This is a genomic window from Fredinandcohnia quinoae (assembly GCF_022427965.1).
GTDB classification, from domain to species: Bacteria; Bacillota; Bacilli; order Bacillales; family Bacillaceae_L; genus Ferdinandcohnia; species Ferdinandcohnia quinoae.
Genome location: NZ_JAKTTI010000002.1, coordinates 142,600 through 163,701 on the forward strand (window position 1 = coordinate 142,600; position 21,102 = coordinate 163,701).

Here is a 21,102-nt window from a genome sequence, read left to right on the forward strand (position 1 = left end):
ATTATTATATTATATCACTTTCGAATTAAATTGTAAGTAGTTTTCCCAGTGGATAAAAAAGGAAATCGTCATAAAAAAGAGAACTACTAATAGCTCCCTATCATTTTTCTATATAATTTTTTATCGTACCACGGAAAAAATCAAACGTCTTATCAATTTCTTCTCTAGCAACACCCTGTAATGAATGCATGGCTAAACCATCAAGAAATACAACGATAAAGCGTGCTAATGACCGATCAGTAATTCCAATAGCTAGATCATCTTGAAGAATCATTTCAATCCACTTTTCATGTAAAATTCTTGTCTTTTCTGCTATTAGAGGATTCCAATTTCCCATATGCATTAGTTCAAAATATACCTTTTGCATCATTGGATTTTTCTGATACTGTTCTCTTAAAAAATCAATAGCCTTTTCAATCCGTTCAATTGGTTCTTTAATTTCACTTAAATATGATTTTATCTCCTCTTGTTCCTCCATCATGAAATTCGATGCTACTTCAATTAATAAGCCTTCTTTACCAGAAAAGTAGTAATGAATTTGGCTTAATGCAACCCCTGCTTTTTTCGAAATATCTCTTAAGGATATTGAAGCACTTCCTTTTTCCTCAATGCAAGCAATCGTAGCATCAATAATCTTTTCTCTTGGACCTGCCATATTCGATTCACATTCCTCAACAATTTTTAAAATAGTGTATCATAAAAATTCTATCCTGAAAAAAATGATCCAAGAGGTCAATTCTTTTTTATAAACATGTCTAATCTTTTTCCCGCTGTAAAATATCGATCGCATTCATTTCCGAAATAAACCCGAGCTCTCTCCACGCACTTTCCGTTGACCATGGTTTTCCAGGATTATTTGAAACCCCATAATAGGTTCCGTACTTTACTGTAGACTGAATGGCCAAATCAAATAGCTGTACAGTATCTTCATGGGATAATAACGTTCGGCTAAGACGTTCATCCTGTTCGACTGCTTGGGATTCATCAAGACGAACACTACCAATTCGTAGATTAATAATGGATAGTTTGTTATCAGTTTCACTTGCAAAAACATGCCCGATATTTTCAGAAGCAAGCTTCAATACACCGTATAAACCACGGGAGTATGGATAATCATTTGTTGTAATTTCCCTTCCTAATGAAGAAAATCCGGCATTTTCGTAATAATCCGTTGTATGATTACTGCTAGCAAAAACGACCTTTGGAATTCTTAATTTCACTGCTGCATGTAATACGTAAAATGAAGAATTAAAATGAATTTCAGTCATTTTTTGAAATTCATTTATATCACTTAGATTATTTTGAGTTTTTATAGTTAATAAATTTATAATTGCATCCGAATCTTTCGGAATACTATTAAGCAGCTGTTCATAATTAGTTGCATCTACCTTGATATAATGTTCTGCTGGATCAGGTATATTTTTATCAAGAATGACGAAATCATATTTGTTCCGGAGTCCTTTATATAAAATTGTTCCAATTGTCCCTGCACCGCCAATTAAGGTTATTTTCCTTTTCATTTTGGTCCTCCGTCATTTGATGTCATCTTATCATTTATATAAACTTCCTCACTCATAAGAAAAAATACCTTTAAAAAATGAAAATAAAAAGGAGCTTACCTTATATAAGGATTAAGCCCCTTCAATTTTTTTAATGTGCACAATCGTTTTTCTAAAAAGCTGCCTGAACTTTTCTCGGTCTTCATCTGTAAATGCCTTTGGACCCTTTGTTCGTTTTCCACCTTTTCTTTCCATTGCACTAATATATCGCGTCTGTAATAATTCATCGATATTGTCATTTGTATAGAGAAAGCCTTTATGATGCATGACAATACAGCCCTTTGCCAAGCCGAGTGAGGCAAGGCCGTAGTCCTGGGTAACAATTAAATCTCCCTTATTGGCAAGTTTCATAATCCGATAGTCTGCAGCATCAGCTCCTGAATCCACATATATCGTCTCCACACCTTCAGGCTGTTCTTCAGTAGAATAATGCGAAAAACTAGTAACAAGTACAACAGGAAAATCTGCATTTATAGCTTCAGTTATAACAATTTTCTTAACAGGACATGCATCTGCATCAATGTATATTTTCACAAATTTCCCTCCTCTAACTATTTTTATTGTAAGCGAACCCTTTTCAATTATAAAATTATTGTTGATACTATATAAATGAACATACAATTCACTAATCTTCGAAGCTAGAATAGGAAAGGAGTATAAAATGACAACAAATATAACTAAAAAGACATGTAGTAAAGGACACACTTATTTTAAATCTAGTGATTGTCCCACTTGCCCAATTTGTGAGCATGATCGCAAACCTAATACCGGATTTCTATCACTACTTTCTGCACCAGCCAGACGAGCATTAGAAAACAATGGCATTACCTCTCTTCAAAAACTATCAACTTATAGTGAGAATGAGATTTTGCAATTTCACGGTATGGGACCAGCTTCTCTACCAAAGCTCCGTGATGCTTTACAGAAAAATGGACTATCATTTAAAAATTAACCATCAGCTATTAAAAAGCGGATTTCCTAACTAATCAAGAAATCCACTTTTTTTGTATTAATGGATATCACGCTTTTTGAAGTTACCACCCTTAACTTCTGCCACATCATATACTGCAACAAAGGCGTATTTATCAACTTCATTAATGATTTCTTTCATTTTACTATCCTCTAATCGGTTAATAATACAAGTGATTTCTTTAAATTTCTCATTTGAATAGCCACCTTCAACTACGTTATACGTTGCACTACGACCTAAGCGATCTCGTATCGTTTCTACCATTAATTCAGGTTCACTTGTTATTATTTTAAAGGTTTTAGATCCACTTAAACCTTCTTCAACAGTGTGAATCACCTTAGATGCAATAAAATAGGCAATCCCCGATAGGAAAGCACCTTGAAGACCGAAGACTGTAGACACAACAATAAACACAAATAAGTTCAAGAATAAAATGAGGTCACTAGTTCCGAAAGGCAATTTTCGAGAAAGTAATACCGCTAACATATCAATGCCATCAAGTGCACCACCATTTCGTAATGCTAACCCCATCCCAAAACCAATGATAATACCACCAACGACCGTTACTAACAGCGTATCTCCATGAATAATAGTTGGTACATGATGCATAATGCTAGTCCCGTATGCTAGTGAAGCAATACCAATAACAGAATAAATAGCAAAACTTTTCCCAATTTGTTTATATCCTAAAAATACGAACGGGATATTCAGTATTCCAATTAGAATTCCTAAGGGCATTCCAAATAATTGTGATCCAACGATACTAAGTCCTGTCACACCACCATCTGATACATTGTTTGGAATTAATATCGCTTCAAGTCCATATGCGGTGATAAATGCCCCAATAACAACTGATAATGCTTGTGATACCTTTTTAATTTTTCTTTTTTTCTTTGTAGTTGTACTCATTACATTCCTCTTTCCAAACTAATTTCTATTTTTACTTTTAATTATATCTATTTTAACACTTAATAAGCGTTAAAATGCTCTTGAACCAACAGATTAACTAATATATACTCAAATTAACTACTTTAGCTATTTTAGCTAATATTAAGGAGGATTTCTATGATTATTAATTCTACAGAGCTTCAAAATAATTTTGGAAAGTATTTAATGCTTGCTGCACAAGAAGAAATTATTATTACACGAAATGGTACAGAGATTGCGAAACTTACAGCTTTTAAAGATACACCAGCAGAAAACCCAATAAATACTGTTCAAGAAAAAGCCCCAGAATATAGTTATGGAGGAAAAAAGGCATCATATGAGGAATTTCTTCAAATACATCAAGAGACCGAGGAAAGAATGGAGTACATCGATGGTGAAATCTATTGGCTCGCTTCTCCTAAAACTGCTCATCAAATTGTAATAACCGAATTATTTGGTTTCTTCTTTAACTTTTTCCAAGGTACGAAGTGTAGACCCATGGTTGCCCCATATGATATTGAACTTAGGAGAAGTCCCGAAAACATCAATATTGTGCAGCCCGATATAATGATTATTTGTGACCTTGAGGAGAAGTTAAATGAAAATGACTATTATAAAGGAGTTCCTTCATTAGTTGTTGAGGTCCTTTCCAAGGGTACTCGAAGAAAAGACATGATTCAGAAACTCGACCTCTATATGTCCTGTGGCGTGAACGAATACTGGATTGTAAACCCCGATAATAAAGAACTAACTGTCTATCTTTTTGAGGATCATGAAATTGGCAATTATGTCACATATAAAAATAACGAGGCCGCAAAATCATATATTTTTGAAGGATTAAGTGTAGAGATTAGTAGGATTTTTAAAATATAGAACTAAAATTTAACTTATTGAAAAATCTTGAGTGTAATTCTGGATTATTATGTATAATTCAACTAAATGAACAATAGAAGGGAGTTCCAATATGTCATACATTCATTCAAGAAATTCCATTGTGCAGCAGTTTAATGAAAATGCGAACCAATATGACTCACAAAGAAGTAAGTTAATCCCTTGTTTTGACGACTTTTATTCTATCCCTGTTTCATTAATGAACACCCAATCCCAAGAACATAAAAGGTGTGACACAAGATGAAAATTGTCAATTCTATTCTAGACCTAATTGGGAATACACCCATTGTAAAATTGAACAGATTGCCTTATCCGGATGGAGCAAATGTCTATATAAAGTTAGAATCCTTTAATCCTGGAGGAAGTGTGAAAGATCGTGCTGCATTGAATATGATAAAACGTGCAGAGGCTGAAGGGAAACTTATCCCTGGAACAAGTACAGTCATAGAACCAACTTCTGGGAATACAGGAATTGGACTCGCAATGGTTAGTGCAGCGAAAGGGTATCGATGCATCATGACGATGCCTGAAAATGCAACAAGGGAAAGAGTACGCATTTTGAAAGCTTTTGGAGCAGAAGTTCATTTAACTCCTAGTAATCTTCGTATGCAAGGTGCTATTGATGAGGCGAATCGATTAGCTTCTGGCATTCCAAATAGTTTTATTCCGATGCAATTTGATAATCCAGCCAACTCAGATGCACATAGGGGAACAACAGCGATCGAAATCTTAGAGGCATTTGACGGGAAACTGGATGCTTTTGTTTTAACTGCTGGGACTGGCGGGACAATTACCGGAACTGGAGAAGAATTGAAAAAGCATCTTCCTAATCTGAAAATATTTGCTGTGGAACCAAAGGGATCCCCGGTACTATCGGGTGGTAGACCAGGCCCACACAAAATCCCAGGCACTGGACCAGGATTTATTCCCAAAATATTAAATCTTGCTATTATCGATGAAATCCTTCATATAGAAGACGAGGATGCACAAAAGATTGCCCGCCGTCTTGCTAGTGAGGAGGGAATTTTTGTTGGTGCATCCAGTGCAGCATCGGCTTACTATGCAATTCAGATCGCAAAAGATCTACCAAAGGATGCAAATGTATTATGCTTGGCTCCAGATACAGGCGAGCGTTATTTATCATCTGACTTATTTGTGTAGATAAGAAGGATCTACATAAAAAAGGGGTAAGGGCCAGTTTCTTCAAGACATTGGCCCTTAAGCTTCGGCTTTTCGTAATCACTGCATTCTTTTACTAGATTAATTTACCTATTCCGGATTACTAATAAATATCTACTATTCACAACCAACAATACAACTGCCATGAGGATAATCGAAAAGGTCTGTGAATCCTCCCCACTAACGGAGTGGACCGTAGACAGTGCAATAGCAAATATAAGAGAAATATTTAATAAGCCTTGTGATTTAAACAATCCGTCTAGGATGACATGTTTTTCACCATCGTCTGCAAGATCGAGTACCTTTTGAGCATAATCAGAATCAGAAGTACTTGGCAGTTTACGATCCGGATATACCTTTTGCATTAAAGACGTCATGAAATGAAGTAAGAGATAAGTAATAATGAGTAAGATTAATGCCGCAATTGTCAGAATGACGTTTTTAGTTGTAATCATACTTATACTAAGCGCTAGAATCGAAAGTACAAAACTGGAATTGGCAAATAAAGAATAATCAGCAAACAACTTATACTTTTGATCCTCTACCTCATCTTCTTCATCACCACTAAATTGTTGGATGTTTAAAGACTTAATTTTTTGAATGCGAAAAATACTCATCACAATTAAAATGATAGAAATTCCAATTAAGCTAATTACTGTTATCTCTCCTGAAAAATCAATCTCAGAAAAATTCATTAAAGCATATGCTACAACGAAACCAACAAATCCTCCAATAATAAACTTTAATATAAGTTTCATTTATAATTCATCCTCCTCAAACTTGAATACATTTTCTACAGGTTCATTAAAAATCCGTGCAATACGAACTGCGATAAGTAGTGAAGGCATATATTCCTCACGTTCAATCAAGCTTATCGTCTGTCTAGACACCTTTGCGAGCTTCGCAAGCTGAGTTTGGTTATAGCCCTCTCTTGCCCGAAGCTCTTTTAACCGACTTTTCAACAACATCACCTTCAATTTCTTTTATCTATTAATTATAGTGTACGTTATACTTTTCAAAATGTAAACTATATTTGTCATAAATATAATTATTATTGTCATTCTATCTATCAAACAATAAAAAAAAGCCAGTTTCAACAAGAAACTGGCCTTTTTAAAAAAATATATTACATACCGCTTTCTACTGCCCCTTCAATAACCTCTTGAGGAACCGTAATTTCCTTAATATGATTATGTTCTACATACTGACTTTTTATATCCTGTGCAATTTTAACCGTTTGGCCTTCAGCAGACATTTCCATATCCATGCTCAGATTTAAAATGGTTGGATAGAATGTCTTTTTGTCAATATGAATCTCATAATTCATTTTGTTGATTTTCATATTTTCAAAGACTTCAGCTGAATCAGCCATTCCCTCAGGTAATGTCTCTTGAATCGTTTCCTTTAAGAAATCAGTAAATTTATCACCAGATGCATTTAATAATAGAATGTAATTATTATCGTCTTGTTGGAATTTAAAATCATCTACAAAAGACTTTAATTTCTCTATTTCCGCCGCTGGGTTCGTTTGTTGGTCAGAGAGTTGTACTAATTGTTCCATCATTTCGGATGGAAACTTCATCCACATCTGACTAGTTGGGTCATAATAATACATTCCGTCTTTTGTAAAATAAATTTCCATTTCCATATCTTCTTCAAGTTCAGGCATCTTCATGCTCATTTTTTGATAGAAAGCCATTGGATCCTGAACAAAATCCATTTCTAGAGTTGTATTTATATCCATATTGGCAGATGCATCTTGATCAGAGCTGATGTTTTGCTTCATATCCATTTTCACTTTAAAACTATTTAATTCTTTAGAGGCTTCGGTTACTTTTTCAAAAACTTCCCCTAAAGTTAACTCAGCTTCCTCTTTTTCCACTGCTTTTTCCTGTTTCTTTGTAGGTTCTTCCTGTTTGTTCACTGGTTCCGCTTTAGTATTACAACCAGCCAGCATTAAAACAAATAACAAACCAAATATAATCCATAAACCTTTTTTCAAAACTTCCACATCCTTTTTCTTTATTCGTATAATCTTTACGACCCTTCCATTATAAAGGTTTCAATTCGCAAAAGAATTCATACTAATTTCCTGTTTTTTGGTTTTTTGGATTAGATTGGTGTATGAATAAAGAACCATTCTTTTTTTAAATACGGACTATTTGGTGGAATGTTAGGTCAAACAATAGTATAATTCAATAAATATTCTGATTATCTTTCATAACTCCTTATTATCTATCGGAACTGAATCATTTTATACTACTAGATATAAACATAGATGCATCTTGATTCATAAAAATATGGTTTCCATGATAGAAAGTCTTAATTTCAATTGATTTAAATCCAACTTCGGATAATCTTTGTTTCAGTTCTTCATGTGAAAAACCGTTATGAACTTTTGGATGATATATTTTATCATTTTTGTCAAAATCAACAATAATTAACTTTCCACCATTATTTAAAATGTTGAACAATGCTTGTAAAATTTTATTAGTATCTGGTATATGAAGAAGGACTAATGACATTATGACGATGTCTGCCTTAAGTTCTGGAGTTTCTTGGGTAAAATCTGAATGAAGTACTTTTGAATTGGTAATTCCTTTGTGAGAAATTTTAGTTTTCGCAACCTCTAACATTTGTTTTGAATTATCTACCAACAAAATTGAATCTACTAAATCCGATAACTCTAAACTAATTAGCCCCGTACCACTCCCATAGTCTATTAAAGATTTGGATGTACTATTTCGTAATTCTGCTCTTACTTCCTTCACTATAACTTTAGCTAATTCAATTCTTTCTTCAGTATCGTACCTTTTTGCCATTTGTTCAAAAACATTATCTTCCATATTTCACACCTCTATTTATATAAAATGAAAGCTACACTGTGGTTATTATAGCAAAATACATATTCACATTATACAACACACTAAAGAGATGCCCAAAGAAAGGTGGAGTATTGATGAACAAAAAGACAAGTTTCAAATCCCTTTTAGAAATACTATTAATTTCTACAAAGTTAGGTTTATCATCATTCGGGGGTCCTGTAGCTCATTTAGGCTACTTCCATAATGAGTATATCCAGAGAAGAAAGTGGATGGATGAAAAAAGCTATGCTGATTTAGTTGCGTTATGTCAATTCTTACCGGGTCCGGCTAGTAGTCAAGTGGGAATTGGAATTGGAGTTATGAGGGCTGGAGTCTTAGGTGGTATTGTATCTTTTATCGGTTTTACATTGCCATCTGTGATTGCACTTATAGTGTTTGCTCTAATTCTTCAAGGATTGGATGTAGCAGATGCTGGTTGGATACATGGTTTAAAAATTGTAGCAGTCACGGTTGTTGCTCATGCTATTTTAGGAATGGCACAAAAACTTACTCCTGATTTAAAAAGAAAAACCCTAGCTTTATTTGCGTTAGTGGCTACCCTTTTATGGCAAACAGCTTTTACCCAAGTAGGGGTTATTCTTATTGCTGCATTTCTCGGTCACCTATTATATAAGCAAAATAATGATACTGAAGATGCAGATTTACAAATACCTATTTCACGGGGCTTTGCATTAATTTGCGTAACATTGTTTTTTGGTTTACTTATACTATTACCTATATTAAGAGAGTTAACAGATATACATTGGATTGCAATGTTTGATAGTTTTTATCGATCAGGTTCTTTAGTTTTTGGGGGTGGGCATGTAGTATTACCATTACTAGAACGTGAATTTGTACCGACAGAATGGTTAAGTGAAGAAGCTTTCTTGGCTGGTTATGGTGCTGCACAAGCTGTTCCGGGTCCATTGTTTACATTCGCTGCATATTTAGGTGCAGTAATGGCTGGTTGGAAAGGTGGCCTTTTAGCCACTGTAGCTATATTTTTACCAGCATTCCTATTAATTTTAGGAACACTCCCCTTTTGGAACCTTTTACGTCGTAATCCAAAAGTAAAAGGAGCTTTAATGGGGGTAAATGCGGCAGTAGTTGGTATATTAATTTCTGCCTTTTATCAACCAATCTGGACTAGTTCAATATTAGCACCTATCGATTTTGCTTTCGCTGCAATATTATTTTGTATGTTAGTGTATTTTAAGCTACCACCTTGGATTATTGTTATTACTGGGGCAATTGGTGGTTCACTAATGATGTTCATATAAACCTTTTAATTTCTCTAACTTCTAGCACCTATTTCTACCCTCCCATTAGCTTAAGAAGAAAATGACACAGAATTTTTCTGTGTCTAATATTTAGTTATTAAAATAATGTTGACTGATCATCTACTACGTGATACGATATACCTGTAGTAAGTCACACAGGTTACCTGCACCACTGAATAGCTGGATTTCCAAAAGCTATTCAGTAAAAAATTCCGTAGTACTAAGTTATACTGAATATAAGTCAGACACAAAGGAGGCTCTGAACATGGAAAATTTAACTGAAATGCTGAAGGGTTCGCTGGAAGGCTGTGTACTGGAAATCATCAGCCGCCATGAAACCTATGGCTACGAGATTACCCGCCGCTTGAATGATCTAGGGTTTACCGAAGTCGTGGAAGGAACCGTCTACACCATCCTTGTGCGATTAGAAAAGAAAAAACTGGTGAACATGGAAAAGAAACCTTCAGATATGGGGCCGCCCCGCAAGTTTTACTCACTTAATGAGGCTGGTCGTAAGGAACTTGAATTATTTTGGAAAAAATGGGATTTCGTATCATCAAAAATCAACGTCTTGAAGTCAATCTAGCTTCATATTCTATTTTGTAAGATATTTTCGGAATGACTTGTTCAGCTTTATTAAAAAGGAGGAAAAATAACATGATGGAAATGTTCAAAAAATTGATTGGTGATAAAAAAGAGTACAAAATGATGATGGCACGGGTTGAAGCCTTGCCAGAAGACTACCAGTTTGTATTTAAGAAAATTCAAAACTACATGTGGAATTTTTCAGCAGGCAACGGGATGGATATGCTGCACATACAGTATGAATTAATCGATTTGTTCGAAGCAGGTGCAGCAGAAGGCAGACAAGTGCTGGAAATCACTGGGGACGACGTGGCATCCTTTGCCGATGAACTAGTAGCAAATGCAAAAACCTATGTTGCCAAGTATCGTGAAGATTTGAATCAGAGTATCAAAAATAGATTGGAAAAAAAATAAATTCAATAGATAATACCGACTGAATAGCTGGTTACAAAAGTGAATTGCCACCATCGTTATTCAGTTATATTTTCAAACAGTAGTAAGTAATACTGATTATTAGTTAGACTAAGTAGATGAGTAAAAGGAGGAAAAAGTATGAGTAATGCAGCGATTTCTGTAAAAGGGTTAAAAAAATCCTTTAAAGACAAGGAAGTCTTAAAGGGAGTGGATTTTGAAGTGCGACGCGGTGAAATTTTTGCACTGTTGGGCTCAAATGGAGCGGGCAAGACAACAACGGTCAATATCCTCTCGACGCTGATGAAGGCCGATGGCGGTGAAGTTGGTATATGTGGCTTCGATGTCCAGCATCAACCGGATCATGTTCGCCAGAGCATCAGCCTGACAGGCCAGTTCTCAGCTTTAGACGGCATGCTCACAGGAAGGGAAAATCTAATGATGATTGCCAAGTTGCGGGGAGTTTCCAATCCCGCACAAGTTGCCGACAATCTGCTAGCAAGATTCAGCCTGACTGATGCAGCCAACCGCCGTGCAGACAAATATTCCGGTGGGATGAAGCGAAGGCTTGACATTGCCATGAGCCTAATTGGGACCCCAGCAGTTATTTTTCTCGACGAACCAACGACAGGGCTTGACCCTGAAGCGCGGATTGAAGTCTGGGATACTGTCAAGGAGCTTGCCGGCGGCGGCACAACCATCTTATTGACAACCCAGTACCTAGAGGAAGCCGAACAACTGGCTGACCGTATCGCCATCTTGCATGGCGGAAAAATCATCACGACCGGTACCCTTGCCGATCTTAAAGAGATGTTCCCGCCAGCGAAAGTGGAGTACATTGAGAAGCAGCCGTCATTAGAGGAAATATTCCTTGCGATCATTGGCAAAAAGGAGGAAATATAAATGAAAAGCAAAACAGGGGTTTTACTAGGTCGTTTAATGCGCAACATCATGCGCAGTCCGGATACGATTATTACGGTGGCGATTACGCCAATTGCGATGATGTTACTGTTTGTCTACGTTTTTGGAGGTGCTATAGAGACAGGAACAGACAACTATGTCAATTATTTATTGCCGGGTATTTTATTGATGGCTATTGCATCAGGCATTGCTTACACTTCATTCCGGCTGTATCAAGATGTAAATAGCGGATTGATGGCACGTTTTATTACAATGCCAATCAAGCGCTCCTCTGTATTGTGGGCTCACGTGTGGACTTCGCTTGTTTCTAATGCGCTGACTGTCGTAGTAGTTTTCCTCGTTGCGCTCTTGATGGGCTTCCGTTCAAGCGCAGGTATCCTGGAATGGCTTGCAGTAGCTGGGATACTCGGACTATTTACACTAGCACTGACATGGCTGGCGGTCATTCCCGGATTGACAGCGAAGACTATGGAAGGGGCATCAGCCTACTCGTATCCGCTCATTTTTCTGCCGTTTATCAGTTCGGCCTTTGTCCCAACTGAAACCATGCCTAAAATTGTTCGGGCGTTCGCTGAGAACCAACCCGTGACTTCAATCGTAAATTCGATTCGTGCTCTCTTGTATGAAGGGGCTGTGGGTAACGATATCTGGATCGCGCTTGCTTGGTGCGTCGGCATCATGGTCATCGCTTACTTCTTCGCCAATAAAAAATTTAATCGCCAGTTAGGATAAATTTAATAACTTATGGAACTATGGATTACATTTCAGTCAAAATGTGATTCATAGTTTTTTACGCTTGTAGGAAAAAGACTTATTAAATAGGATATTGAGCAAATAAGTGATCATTCCAATTCTGCTACATCGTCTAGGGATTATTTCGGAGATTTAGACCACTAAAATACCCCGAATTCGCAAAAGATTTTTTAACGAAGTCAGGGTCGGAATAGCTAGAGTAACTAGCTCTTGTTTATTTTAATTAGAATGGATTAGTTGCCAACATGCTTGCTGTTTTCACATAAATGCGTGGATGCAATTTTAATTGAGAAACGATAATTTCAGCAATATCTTCTGGTTGCATGTATTTTTCATCATTATTTTCCGCGATTAGGTTTGTGTTAATAGCAAGTTCTGTTGCAACAGTACTCGGTGTTAATGATGTAACACGTATATTATTTCTTCGAACTTCTTGTGCCAATGATTCCGTTAAGCCAATTAATCCAAATTTGGATGCACTATAAGCACTGGATGTGGCCGCACCATTTAATCCATTTGTGGATGAAATATTGATGATATCACCACTATTTTTTTCAATTAGTTGAGGAAGTACTGCACGTGTCATATAATATGGGCCCATCAAATTGACATCAATGATTTTCTTCCATTCTTGTGGATCCATTTCTAATAAAGTTGAAAAACTGCCAATCCCCGCATTATTTATCAGAATATCGGCAGTACCTAACTCAGCAGTAATTTTTTTTACAGCTTGTTCTACTTCTTCCTGGGATGATATATCAACTGCAGCAAATGCTGCTTTAACTCCTAAAGCTTCTACTTTATTAGCAACTTCCTTTAAATCAGCCTCTGTTCTAGCTAATAAACCAATATTAACACCTTCATTTGCTAATGCAATTGCAGCTGCCCTGCCAATCCCTCTTCCTGCACCAGTTATAAAAGCTACTTTTCCTTTTAATGATTGTGCCATTATCAACAACTCCTTTCAAATCTCATTATAGTATTGTGAAAAAAATATTCTATTTTTATGCTCGCAAAGGCTTATCATTGTATTAACACATTATTTTTTCCATTTTCTACAATATATGCAAAATCAAAATTGACCAAATTATATAAATAATCCATAATTAGATGAGGACAAAAATTGAAAGCATCTTAGATCTTAATCCTCTACTACGTTTAAAGGAGTGATGGTGTTTGATTACGAACAAACAAATCGAGAAGCACGTGAGGGGTTTATTTTTTAGTTGAATAAAAACCTCTCATACGCTTATGGGAGGCAAACAGTTATGTTGTATTCAAAAAACATGGTTCAAGGAATTGAACTCGCAAGCGAAAAATTTAATAAAGCAGTAGGTCTTTTTGAAGCGTTAAACCATCATTTATCAATTAATGGTGTCATTAAAGGGGCAGTACCTGGCAGGGTTTTTCTGTCAAATAACTGTGAAACAGCATTGTTGACAAGTCCTCAGGGTATATTTCTAGGTGGCAGTACCGAGAATATCCCGTTTTTCGAAGAAGTCAATAAGCTTATTAAAGATGAATTATTACCAGGACTTTCTTCTAATGGCGAGTTAGACTATGTATTGTATTATCCAACAGATAAAAAATGGGAGGATATTCTTCCGATCGTTATGAAAGATATATTGCCTATGAGAAGTGGGCGAATGACCTTTTCTCACAATTTGAGCCGAATCGACGATCTAAATGATCCTAGTATTGTTGCAATAAATGGCAACTTCTTGAAACGTCAAGATGTCATTGGGCTTAATGATATCAAAAGTGAAATTCTAGAAAATTGGCCATCGTTAGAAGCTTACGAGGATAAGGGCTTTGGTTGTGCTGCTATTCTAGATACAAATGAAGGTCCGACAATTATTAGCTGGTGCCTTACGGATTGGGTAGTTGAAGATGAATGTGAAATCGGCATTGAAACAGATGAAGACTATCGTGGTAACGGTTGGGCACGGAAAACAGCTTTAGGTACACTCTCTCTAGCAAAACAGAGGGGTATAAAAAGAGTTGGGTGGCAATGTTGGTCCAACAACATAGCTTCTCAGCGAACAGCTCTATCTGTAGGTTTTAAACTGCTAGCAGATTTTCCAGTTCTGTTTGGATGGAATCATCCCTTAAACAATCTTCTTGTCAACGGAAACCATTATATGCTTGGAGATCGTAAGTATGGCGTGGCAAAAGATTTTGCCCGCTCAGCAAGGAGTTATGCTGAGGCACTTGATAAAGGATGGGACTGGAATGGAGATGCAGCATTATATTGGAATGCAGCATGTATGTTTTATTTGATCGGCGAGAAGGAACGTGCGAAGCATTATTTCAAAAAGGCTAGAGACATGGGATGGAAAGACATCCACCAACCACATTATCATGAATATGTTTATAGAGAAAGTGATAGCGAACAGATTGCAAGTATACTTTCAGAATTACTATAGTAAATAGTATATTATGACCGCCTTATCCGCTTAAATCCTATAATCTTATAAAGATTTGGCCGCCAAAGCTTTGGCGGCTTTTTTGAACCCATCCCCTTTCAATGTAAACAGAACGAAATGCATTATGTTAGAATAAAGGGAGATTATGAAAGGAATGGTTTAAGGAATGAAAAAGTTATCTTTGATTCTTTCTTTTAATGTTGCTTTATTAATGCTAGTTGGCTGCGCTGGCAATTCAAACGAAAAATCCATAGCAGATTCTTCAGGAAATAGTTCTGTTATAGAAACAACTGAAGATGGTAAGTTAGAAGAATCCGATACTGAAAATGCAAATGACAAAACTTCAGGGGAATCTGATTCAGATAGTGCCAGTGAATCAAATAATGCACCCGATAAAGAAGATAAAAATACACTACCCCAGTATTCTAGTGAACAAATTGAATACGCACGAGTTTGGTTGCAGCTTGGTCCTAATCAAGAGTTAGATGAATTGAATGTTCGACATATTTCAGCTGGCGAACCTCTTAATCCTGATGATGCCACCAGTGGTAGCTATCCAGAAGATGTAATCCAATTAGCAGGTGCTCGTTTAGTGGATGGGTCAATAACATATAGTGGAAACGGGGATGGCACGATCAATGTATACAATGTTCCATTACGTTGGGATGGCAATTACCCTGCTGGTGAAAGCTTCTACGCAGATATTATTGAAAATACAAAGCTAGTATCCATCGACACAGGAAATGATGAAGAAATCATAAAATTAATTGAAGTGCAAAAATAAGAGAAGACCATCATCTTAGTTATGATGGTCTTCTTAACGTATCTGGAATTGCACTTGTCAGCACCTGCAAATGAATCAACCTATTTGCCTTTCGCCTTTCTTCTGCACTAGCCCCAGTTATTTGTCTTTTATATCATAATTTCACACTACAAATAGCATATTAAGAATGCCAGCAATTCACTAATAAAAGTGGTAATAAATGGTAAATTATATTATTAAAAAATACGTAATTAGTGAAATTTACAAAACCTTTACAAAACATTCAATAAATCTTTACATATAGCGTTTATTCTTTATATTGTCGAATGAAAGTTTCAATCGATCATTTTGGAGGTAGAAAAATGACGCTTAAAAAAAAGACAATGCTAGGATTATTGGCACTCTTCCTAACGGCCATTATATCAGCATGTGATAATAGTAGTAATGAAGGTACAGCAAATGATGTTGGTTCAACTACCGTTTCTGTCTCTGGATCCACTTCGGTAGGACCTTTAGCAGAAAAAATTGCAGAAAAGTTCTCAGAGACTAGTAATGTAAAAATTGAAATAAATCAAATAGGATCATCAGCAGGAATCCAAAATGCGCTGAACGGTGTATCGGAAATTGGAATGTCCTCTCGTGATTTGGAAGAGGAAGAAAAGGCAAGTGGGCTAGTTGAGACCATCATTGCCTACGATGGAATTGTTGTCGTGACTCATCCTAGTAACAAAGTAAAAAACCTAACGTTGGAACAAGTGAAGGCTATTTTTACCGGTGAGATTACCAATTGGAACGAGCTCGGTGGCGAAACGAAGGAAATTGTCGTTGTTTCTAGAGAAGATGGCTCCGGCTCACGAGATGCCTTTCAAGAAATAGTGGGTTATTCATCCGGAGAATTAGTAAAAAGTGCAATCATTGCGAGTGGGAACGGAAATATAAAAACAACGGTAGCTGGGAATAAACATGCGGTTGGTTTTATTTCATTCGAATATATTGATTCCTCAATCTCAACGATCGATATTAATGGAGTTGAAGCTACAGCGGATAATGTGTTGCAGCAAAAATATAGTTTGTCACGTCCATTTTTATTTGTACACAAAGAGGATCAATTAACCGATGCAGGGAAGCAATTTATCGAATATATTTTGAGTCCTGATGGGCAAGCAATTGTTGCAGAAACAGGAGCTATACCACTCAAATAATATTGCAACATAGAGAAAAAGAGATTCTTGGAGGAATGAGTATGCCGCGACAGCCTGAAGAGAGAGAGAATTCAAATCGGAGAAAATACTTATTGGAGAAGCTGTCATCTAGATTATTTCTGTTTTGTGCACTTCTTTCCGTTATCAGCTTATTATTAATTGTTGGATTTGTTTTTTATAAAGGGGCGATCCCTTTTGTTGTAGATGGATATAGCTTTTTTGACTTTCTCTTTGGAGTGGATTGGGTTCCTAGTGAGGGGAAATTTGGAATTCTACCAATGATTGTAGCATCCATATACGCAACAATTGGTGCGTTATTGATTGGGGTTCCGATTGGTTTATTTACAGCTATTTTCCTAGCTGAAATTGCACCAAAGAGAGTGGCAAAATTAATTTCACCAGCAGTTCAGCTGTTGGCGGGAATTCCATCTGTTTTATATGGTGTATTTGGACTTGCCCTTATCGTTCCTTTTTTACAAAATCAATTAAACCTCATAAAAGGTCAAAGCTTAATTGCTGTTATCCTTGTTTTAGCGATCATGATGCTTCCAACTATTGTGACAGTTGCTGAAACAGCTATACGTGCCGTCCCAAAAACATATCGTGAAGGTTCGTTGGCACTAGGTGCTTCTGAAATCGAGACAATCTTTAAGGTTGTTGTACCAGCAGCTAAGTCAGGGATCATGGCAGCCATCGTTTTAGGCTTAGGTAGAGCAATCGGTGAAACAATGGCGGTTATCTTAGTAGCAGGTAACAGCCTTATTTTACCAACAAGTATAACTGACAGCGTACGACCACTAACTACTAATATTGCGTTGGAGATGGGGTATGCATTCGGTACACACCAAGAGATGTTATTTGCTACAGGGATTGTTTTATTCTCGTTTATTTTAATCTTAAATTTTGTTTTAGCAAAAATCAGTGCGAAGGGTGGTAAATAGGTTGAGAAAGCTGAAAGATCATTTATTCCGTGGATTTCTTTGGGGATCGGCTTTCTTGACAGTTGCCGTACTCATCATGATTGTTGGCTATATCTTTATGAAGGGCTATCGTTTGATCGATTTTAATTTTATTTTTGGAGACTATTCCCCAACTGGCGGCGGTGGAATTTGGCCAATGGTCATCACAACCATATACACAATAGTCATCTCATTAGTCATCGCAACTCCAATTGGAATTTTTGCAGCTGTCTATTTGCAGGAATATGCAAAACAAGGTCGATTGGTAAATATCATTCGTTTTGCAACAGAAAGCTTAACAGGGATTCCGTCGATTATTTATGGATTATTTGGAGCAGTATTCTTTGTGACAACCTTAAAAATGGGGATGTCTATCATTGCAGCTTCCCTAACTTTAACCATTATCGTCTTGCCTGTCATTATCAGAACAACTGAAGAATCGCTAAAAACAGTACCCCACTCCTATCGGGAGGGGTCACTCGCATTAGGAACAACAAAACTGCAAACTTTATACAAAGTCATTTTACCAAGTGCAATGCCTGGTATCTTATCTGGTATTATCCTTTCGATTGGAAGAATTGTGGGTGAGTCCGCTGCCATTTTTTTAACAGCTGGAACAGTTGCAGCTATGCCTTCAAATATCTTCTCATCGGCACGAACATTAACAGTTCATTCCTTTTTAGTAACACAAGAGACAGGCGACATCGAATTAGCTTCAGCAGTTGGTATTGTTTTAATCGTCATTATTCTAGTGTTGAATTTATCGGCAACGTTTATCTCAAAAAAATTAAATAAAGCTGACTACTAAATGAGGTGTTTACATGAGTGCAAAAGCAATTAAAGTAAGGATGAATAATTCAACACTGTTGGAGCAGCCGAATAAAGAAGTGAAAATTAGTGTTCGAAATCTTGATTTGTTTTATGGAGAAAAGCAAGCACTTTACTCTATTTCACTTGATATACATGAGAATGAGGTTACAGCGCTAATTGGTCCATCAGGTTGTGGTAAATCTACTTTCCTACGTACATTGAACCGCATGAATGATTTGATTGATGGCGTAAAAATTAATGGTAAAATCATGATTGACCAAGAGGATATTTACAAAACTACTGATGTAATAAAATTAAGAACCAAAGTAGGTATGGTTTTTCAAAAAGCAAATCTCTTCCCGATGAGTATTTATGATAATGTTGCTTACGGTCCAAGAATGCAAGGAATTAAGAATAAAAAAAAGTTAAATGAAATTGTTGAAAATAGCTTACGAGGTGCGGCAATCTGGGATGAAGTGAAGGATCGTCTGAAAGCATCAGCCCTTGGCTTATCTGGAGGCCAGCAGCAACGGATATGCATAGCACGTGCAATTGCAATGAAACCAGATATTATCCTAATGGATGAGCCTACCTCCGCATTGGATCCTATCTCTACGTTAAAAGTGGAAGAACTGATTGAAAACATGAAGAAGGATTATACGATCGTCATTGTTACCCATAATATGCAACAAGCAGCACGAATCTCGGATAAAACAGCATTTTTCCTAAGCGGTGAGGTCATCGAATATGATGAAACAAGTAAAATCTTTTCAATGCCAAGTGATCAGAGAACTGAAGATTATATTACGGGCAGATTCGGTTAAAGGAGGGTAATTCTATGGTTGTACGTGAAAATTTTGATAATAAATTACAGGAACTAGAAGAAAAAATGAAAGCAATGTCCAACTTGGCTATTTCATCACTTGAAATGTCCTTTGAAGCTTTTAAAACAAAAGATGTAGAATTAGCATTAAAAGTGATTGAAGAAGATGAGGTTGTGGATGATCTCGAAATCGAAATAAATCATTTTATTATATGGCTTATGGCTAAGGAGCAACCAGTTGCTAGAGACTTACGCAGAATCATCGGAGCTTTAAAAATAAGTTCAGAAATTGAGCGTATTGCAGATTTCGGAGTTAATATTGCAAAATCAACAATCAAAATCGGAAATTCCAATTCATTAGTGGAAATCACAAGTCTTGAGAAAATGAAGGATATCTCAATAACAATGCTTCAAAAGGGATTACTATCTTTTTTAAATGGAGATATCACGATTGCCAAAGAAGTTGGTGAATTAGATGACGAGGTTGATAAATATAGCGGAGAGCTCTATAAAACAATTACGAGTTATTTAAAAGAACATCCTGAGGAAACAGATCATTTGGTACAATTATTACTGATTAATCGCTATCTTGAACGAACGGCTGACCATATTACAAATATTGCAGAAAGTGCTGCTTATTTAATAAAAGGTCAAATGTACGATTTGAACTCATAATATAGCAAAATCACCCTAGTATCGTTAACCAGTCTAGGGTGATTTTTATTTACACATATCTTGGATATTATCTATAAGACACTCTATCCTCTTGATTTCGCCAATTTATCCCGGTCATCAAATTGTGGAGGTAATTCCATCCAATTTCGCTCGATCATCAAATTCAACCCATCTTCACCATATGCTCCTGTTTTGGACATAAATCCTAAGTACATCGAAGCGATATCTCTGCGCATACTAGTCGCAATTCCATTACCATAGGCGGCTATACCAAGATTGGAAAGTTCACCTACGATATAAAGCATCAATTGATCCGAAAAAGGTGCTTCAGTTGAAGCTGTAACACTCTGATCCCATGACATTGCTGTTGGTACATCACTTTCCTCTAATACATCTTGGATTGAACTTAAAAGATGTGCACATACATGCTTACCTCGGAGAAAATAATCACGTAACTCTTTATCTTTTGCAACTTGAGAAAAACCAGTACATGTTGCTCGTCCTATTTCATTATTAATTGCGTTCATTGTTAAATGTGTTACCTCAACTCCCAGCAAAGCGCGACGTCTGCCAAACCAGCCAGTCAAAAATTTCTTTTCATCTACATACGTAACCTCTTTCTGATAATTCATATATGGCATTCGCACGAACACACCTTTTCCTTCCAGACAATCAACCACATCCTGAAATAACTGGGAAGTGTCATCTATAAAGTCATCATACATTTGGCGGATATCTTTCCTTGCGGCCAATGTTAATCCAGCTGTATGTGAGGTAACTCCAAATTTAGACATCTGGAGCACATAATTTAAATAGAAAATATCTGAAAATAGTTTTGGGGCATTATGTACGACATCCTTATCAATTTCGAAACCATTTGGTACAGCAATGCCTTCATTAATAAAAATATCTTTAATCGTACTTTTATGCTTTTGGGCAATTTGTATGGTTTCTTCAACTATCTGCTTCACTTCTGAGTCTTCTACAGTTTCTGAAAAATGAGTCATCACACAAATGACCATACAATCGTTCATATATGTTGCCCACAAACTTGAAATTTCTGCACAAGTTAGTTTAATTATCTTTTCTTTTTCGTTCAATCGC

25 protein-coding genes are annotated in these 21,102 nt (G+C 36.4%); 15 read left to right on the forward strand and 10 right to left on the reverse strand.

Annotated features, from left to right (window positions below; genetic code table 11):
- Nucleotides 1-100: 100 nt before the first annotated feature.
- The 3 genes from MJG50_RS02515 to MJG50_RS02525 form a co-directional block, all read right to left on the reverse strand.
- Nucleotides 101-655, reverse strand: coding sequence for a TetR/AcrR family transcriptional regulator (locus MJG50_RS02515; protein ID WP_240252437.1), 555 nt, complete (start codon nt 653-655; stop codon nt 101-103).
- A 100-nt stretch (nt 656-755) separates the two neighbouring features.
- A complete protein-coding gene (locus MJG50_RS02520) occupies nt 756-1,520 on the reverse strand; it encodes an NAD-dependent epimerase/dehydratase family protein (protein WP_240252438.1) in 765 nt (254 codons plus the stop codon).
- Between the two features lie 111 nt (nt 1,521-1,631).
- Complete coding sequence (locus tag MJG50_RS02525; protein ID WP_240252439.1) at nt 1,632-2,093, reverse strand: YaiI/YqxD family protein; 462 nt, start codon at nt 2,091-2,093, stop codon at nt 1,632-1,634.
- Nucleotides 2,094-2,220: 127 nt separating this feature from the next.
- Between MJG50_RS02525 and MJG50_RS02530 the strand changes: the two genes are divergently transcribed.
- Nucleotides 2,221-2,511 (forward strand): RNA polymerase alpha subunit C-terminal domain-containing protein, encoded by a 291-nt coding sequence (locus tag MJG50_RS02530; protein ID WP_240252440.1) that lies wholly within the window; start codon nt 2,221-2,223, stop codon nt 2,509-2,511.
- Between the two features lie 57 nt (nt 2,512-2,568).
- Here MJG50_RS02530 and MJG50_RS02535 read toward each other — a convergent pair whose 3' ends face one another.
- On the reverse strand, nt 2,569-3,438 hold the full coding sequence (locus tag MJG50_RS02535; RefSeq protein ID WP_240252441.1) for a YitT family protein: 870 nt from the start codon (nt 3,436-3,438) through the stop codon (nt 2,569-2,571).
- A 156-nt stretch (nt 3,439-3,594) separates the two neighbouring features.
- Here MJG50_RS02535 and MJG50_RS02540 point away from each other — a divergent pair, with 156 nt between their 5' ends.
- Nucleotides 3,595-4,329: a type II toxin-antitoxin system Phd/YefM family antitoxin gene (locus MJG50_RS02540; RefSeq protein WP_240252442.1), complete on the forward strand. Its 735-nt coding sequence runs from the start codon at nt 3,595-3,597 to the stop codon at nt 4,327-4,329.
- 258 nt (nt 4,330-4,587) lie between these two features.
- Complete coding sequence (gene cysK, locus MJG50_RS02545) at nt 4,588-5,508, forward strand: cysteine synthase A (protein WP_240252443.1); 921 nt, start codon at nt 4,588-4,590, stop codon at nt 5,506-5,508.
- Between the two features lie 104 nt (nt 5,509-5,612).
- Here the strand turns inward: cysK and MJG50_RS02550 are convergent, their stop codons facing one another.
- The 4 genes from MJG50_RS02550 to MJG50_RS02565 all read right to left on the reverse strand — a co-directional run bounded on the left by MJG50_RS02550 (nt 5,613) and on the right by MJG50_RS02565 (nt 8,372).
- A complete protein-coding gene (locus MJG50_RS02550) occupies nt 5,613-6,284 on the reverse strand; it encodes a DUF3169 family protein (protein ID WP_240252444.1) in 672 nt (223 codons plus the stop codon).
- Nucleotides 6,285-6,488 carry a helix-turn-helix transcriptional regulator gene (locus tag MJG50_RS02555; RefSeq protein ID WP_240252445.1) on the reverse strand — a complete coding sequence of 68 codons (204 nt, stop codon included), beginning with the start codon at nt 6,486-6,488 and terminating at the stop codon, nt 6,285-6,287. It abuts the gene before it with no gap.
- Nucleotides 6,489-6,652: 164 nt separating this feature from the next.
- Nucleotides 6,653-7,528 carry a DUF6612 family protein gene (locus tag MJG50_RS02560; protein ID WP_275695467.1) on the reverse strand — a complete coding sequence of 292 codons (876 nt, stop codon included), beginning with the start codon at nt 7,526-7,528 and terminating at the stop codon, nt 6,653-6,655.
- A 247-nt stretch (nt 7,529-7,775) separates the two neighbouring features.
- The gene (locus MJG50_RS02565; protein ID WP_240252447.1) at nt 7,776-8,372 is read right to left on the reverse strand and encodes a class I SAM-dependent DNA methyltransferase; all 597 of its coding nucleotides are present in this window, start codon (nt 8,370-8,372) and stop codon (nt 7,776-7,778) included.
- A gap of 113 nt (nt 8,373-8,485) precedes the next feature.
- Between MJG50_RS02565 and MJG50_RS02570 the strand changes: the two genes are divergently transcribed.
- The 5 genes from MJG50_RS02570 (at nt 8,486) to MJG50_RS02590 (ending at nt 12,319) form a co-directional block, all read left to right on the forward strand.
- On the forward strand, nt 8,486-9,670 hold the full coding sequence (locus tag MJG50_RS02570; protein WP_240252448.1) for a chromate transporter: 1,185 nt from the start codon (nt 8,486-8,488) through the stop codon (nt 9,668-9,670).
- A 265-nt stretch (nt 9,671-9,935) separates the two neighbouring features.
- Complete coding sequence (locus tag MJG50_RS02575; protein ID WP_240252449.1) at nt 9,936-10,256, forward strand: PadR family transcriptional regulator; 321 nt, start codon at nt 9,936-9,938, stop codon at nt 10,254-10,256.
- Between the two features lie 71 nt (nt 10,257-10,327).
- Nucleotides 10,328-10,669 carry a DUF1048 domain-containing protein gene (locus MJG50_RS02580; RefSeq protein WP_240252450.1) on the forward strand — a complete coding sequence of 114 codons (342 nt, stop codon included), beginning with the start codon at nt 10,328-10,330 and terminating at the stop codon, nt 10,667-10,669.
- 138 nt (nt 10,670-10,807) lie between these two features.
- Nucleotides 10,808-11,569 carry an ABC transporter ATP-binding protein gene (locus MJG50_RS02585; RefSeq protein WP_240252451.1) on the forward strand — a complete coding sequence of 254 codons (762 nt, stop codon included), beginning with the start codon at nt 10,808-10,810 and terminating at the stop codon, nt 11,567-11,569.
- On the forward strand, nt 11,570-12,319 hold the full coding sequence (locus MJG50_RS02590; protein ID WP_240252452.1) for an ABC transporter permease: 750 nt from the start codon (nt 11,570-11,572) through the stop codon (nt 12,317-12,319). It abuts the gene before it with no gap.
- Between the two features lie 244 nt (nt 12,320-12,563).
- Here the strand turns inward: MJG50_RS02590 and MJG50_RS02595 are convergent, their stop codons facing one another.
- The gene (locus MJG50_RS02595) at nt 12,564-13,289 is read right to left on the reverse strand and encodes a 3-ketoacyl-ACP reductase (RefSeq protein WP_240252453.1); all 726 of its coding nucleotides are present in this window, start codon (nt 13,287-13,289) and stop codon (nt 12,564-12,566) included.
- A gap of 319 nt (nt 13,290-13,608) precedes the next feature.
- Here MJG50_RS02595 and MJG50_RS02600 point away from each other — a divergent pair, with 319 nt between their 5' ends.
- The 7 genes from MJG50_RS02600 (at nt 13,609) to phoU (ending at nt 19,998) form a co-directional block, all read left to right on the forward strand.
- Nucleotides 13,609-14,766, forward strand: a complete 1,158-nt coding sequence (locus MJG50_RS02600) for a GNAT family N-acetyltransferase (protein ID WP_240252454.1) — start codon at nt 13,609-13,611, stop codon at nt 14,764-14,766.
- 166 nt (nt 14,767-14,932) lie between these two features.
- Nucleotides 14,933-15,550, forward strand: coding sequence for a YdeJ family lipoprotein (locus MJG50_RS02605; RefSeq protein WP_240252455.1), 618 nt, complete (start codon nt 14,933-14,935; stop codon nt 15,548-15,550).
- A 341-nt stretch (nt 15,551-15,891) separates the two neighbouring features.
- The gene (locus MJG50_RS02610; RefSeq protein ID WP_240252456.1) at nt 15,892-16,731 is read left to right on the forward strand and encodes a phosphate ABC transporter substrate-binding protein; all 840 of its coding nucleotides are present in this window, start codon (nt 15,892-15,894) and stop codon (nt 16,729-16,731) included.
- A gap of 41 nt (nt 16,732-16,772) precedes the next feature.
- A complete protein-coding gene (pstC, locus tag MJG50_RS02615) occupies nt 16,773-17,672 on the forward strand; it encodes a phosphate ABC transporter permease subunit PstC (RefSeq protein WP_240252457.1) in 900 nt (299 codons plus the stop codon).
- Between the two features lies 1 nt (nt 17,673).
- Nucleotides 17,674-18,498: a phosphate ABC transporter permease PstA gene (gene pstA, locus MJG50_RS02620; protein WP_240252458.1), complete on the forward strand. Its 825-nt coding sequence runs from the start codon at nt 17,674-17,676 to the stop codon at nt 18,496-18,498.
- 40 nt (nt 18,499-18,538) lie between these two features.
- Nucleotides 18,539-19,324 (forward strand): phosphate ABC transporter ATP-binding protein PstB, encoded by a 786-nt coding sequence (pstB, locus tag MJG50_RS02625; RefSeq protein ID WP_431307253.1) that lies wholly within the window; start codon nt 18,539-18,541, stop codon nt 19,322-19,324.
- Between the two features lie 14 nt (nt 19,325-19,338).
- Nucleotides 19,339-19,998 carry a phosphate signaling complex protein PhoU gene (gene phoU, locus MJG50_RS02630; RefSeq protein WP_240252460.1) on the forward strand — a complete coding sequence of 220 codons (660 nt, stop codon included), beginning with the start codon at nt 19,339-19,341 and terminating at the stop codon, nt 19,996-19,998.
- A gap of 83 nt (nt 19,999-20,081) precedes the next feature.
- Here phoU and MJG50_RS02635 read toward each other — a convergent pair whose 3' ends face one another.
- Nucleotides 20,082-21,098 (reverse strand): DUF3231 family protein, encoded by a 1,017-nt coding sequence (locus MJG50_RS02635; protein ID WP_240252461.1) that lies wholly within the window; start codon nt 21,096-21,098, stop codon nt 20,082-20,084.
- Nucleotides 21,099-21,102 lie beyond the last annotated feature (4 nt).

Coding starts and splice junctions, on each gene's coding strand:
- MJG50_RS02515 (WP_240252437.1), bottom strand. CDS start 655: ATGGCAGGTCCAAGAGAAAAGATTATTGATGCTACGATTGCTTGCATT.
- MJG50_RS02520 (WP_240252438.1), bottom strand. CDS start 1,520: ATGAAAAGGAAAATAACCTTAATTGGCGGTGCAGGGACAATTGGAACA.
- MJG50_RS02530 (WP_240252440.1), top strand. CDS start 2,221: ATGACAACAAATATAACTAAAAAGACATGTAGTAAAGGACACACTTAT.
- MJG50_RS02535 (WP_240252441.1), bottom strand. CDS start 3,438: ATGAGTACAACTACAAAGAAAAAAAGAAAAATTAAAAAGGTATCACAA.
- MJG50_RS02540 (WP_240252442.1), top strand. CDS start 3,595: ATGATTATTAATTCTACAGAGCTTCAAAATAATTTTGGAAAGTATTTA.
- cysK (WP_240252443.1), top strand. CDS start 4,588: ATGAAAATTGTCAATTCTATTCTAGACCTAATTGGGAATACACCCATT.
- MJG50_RS02550 (WP_240252444.1), bottom strand. CDS start 6,284: ATGAAACTTATATTAAAGTTTATTATTGGAGGATTTGTTGGTTTCGTT.
- MJG50_RS02565 (WP_240252447.1), bottom strand. CDS start 8,372: ATGGAAGATAATGTTTTTGAACAAATGGCAAAAAGGTACGATACTGAA.
- MJG50_RS02570 (WP_240252448.1), top strand. CDS start 8,486: ATGAACAAAAAGACAAGTTTCAAATCCCTTTTAGAAATACTATTAATT.
- MJG50_RS02575 (WP_240252449.1), top strand. CDS start 9,936: ATGGAAAATTTAACTGAAATGCTGAAGGGTTCGCTGGAAGGCTGTGTA.
- MJG50_RS02580 (WP_240252450.1), top strand. CDS start 10,328: ATGATGGAAATGTTCAAAAAATTGATTGGTGATAAAAAAGAGTACAAA.
- MJG50_RS02585 (WP_240252451.1), top strand. CDS start 10,808: ATGAGTAATGCAGCGATTTCTGTAAAAGGGTTAAAAAAATCCTTTAAA.
- MJG50_RS02590 (WP_240252452.1), top strand. CDS start 11,570: ATGAAAAGCAAAACAGGGGTTTTACTAGGTCGTTTAATGCGCAACATC.
- MJG50_RS02595 (WP_240252453.1), bottom strand. CDS start 13,289: ATGGCACAATCATTAAAAGGAAAAGTAGCTTTTATAACTGGTGCAGGA.
- MJG50_RS02600 (WP_240252454.1), top strand. CDS start 13,609: ATGTTGTATTCAAAAAACATGGTTCAAGGAATTGAACTCGCAAGCGAA.
- MJG50_RS02605 (WP_240252455.1), top strand. CDS start 14,933: ATGAAAAAGTTATCTTTGATTCTTTCTTTTAATGTTGCTTTATTAATG.
- MJG50_RS02610 (WP_240252456.1), top strand. CDS start 15,892: ATGACGCTTAAAAAAAAGACAATGCTAGGATTATTGGCACTCTTCCTA.
- pstC (WP_240252457.1), top strand. CDS start 16,773: ATGCCGCGACAGCCTGAAGAGAGAGAGAATTCAAATCGGAGAAAATAC.
- pstB (WP_431307253.1), top strand. CDS start 18,539: ATGAATAATTCAACACTGTTGGAGCAGCCGAATAAAGAAGTGAAAATT.
- phoU (WP_240252460.1), top strand. CDS start 19,339: ATGGTTGTACGTGAAAATTTTGATAATAAATTACAGGAACTAGAAGAA.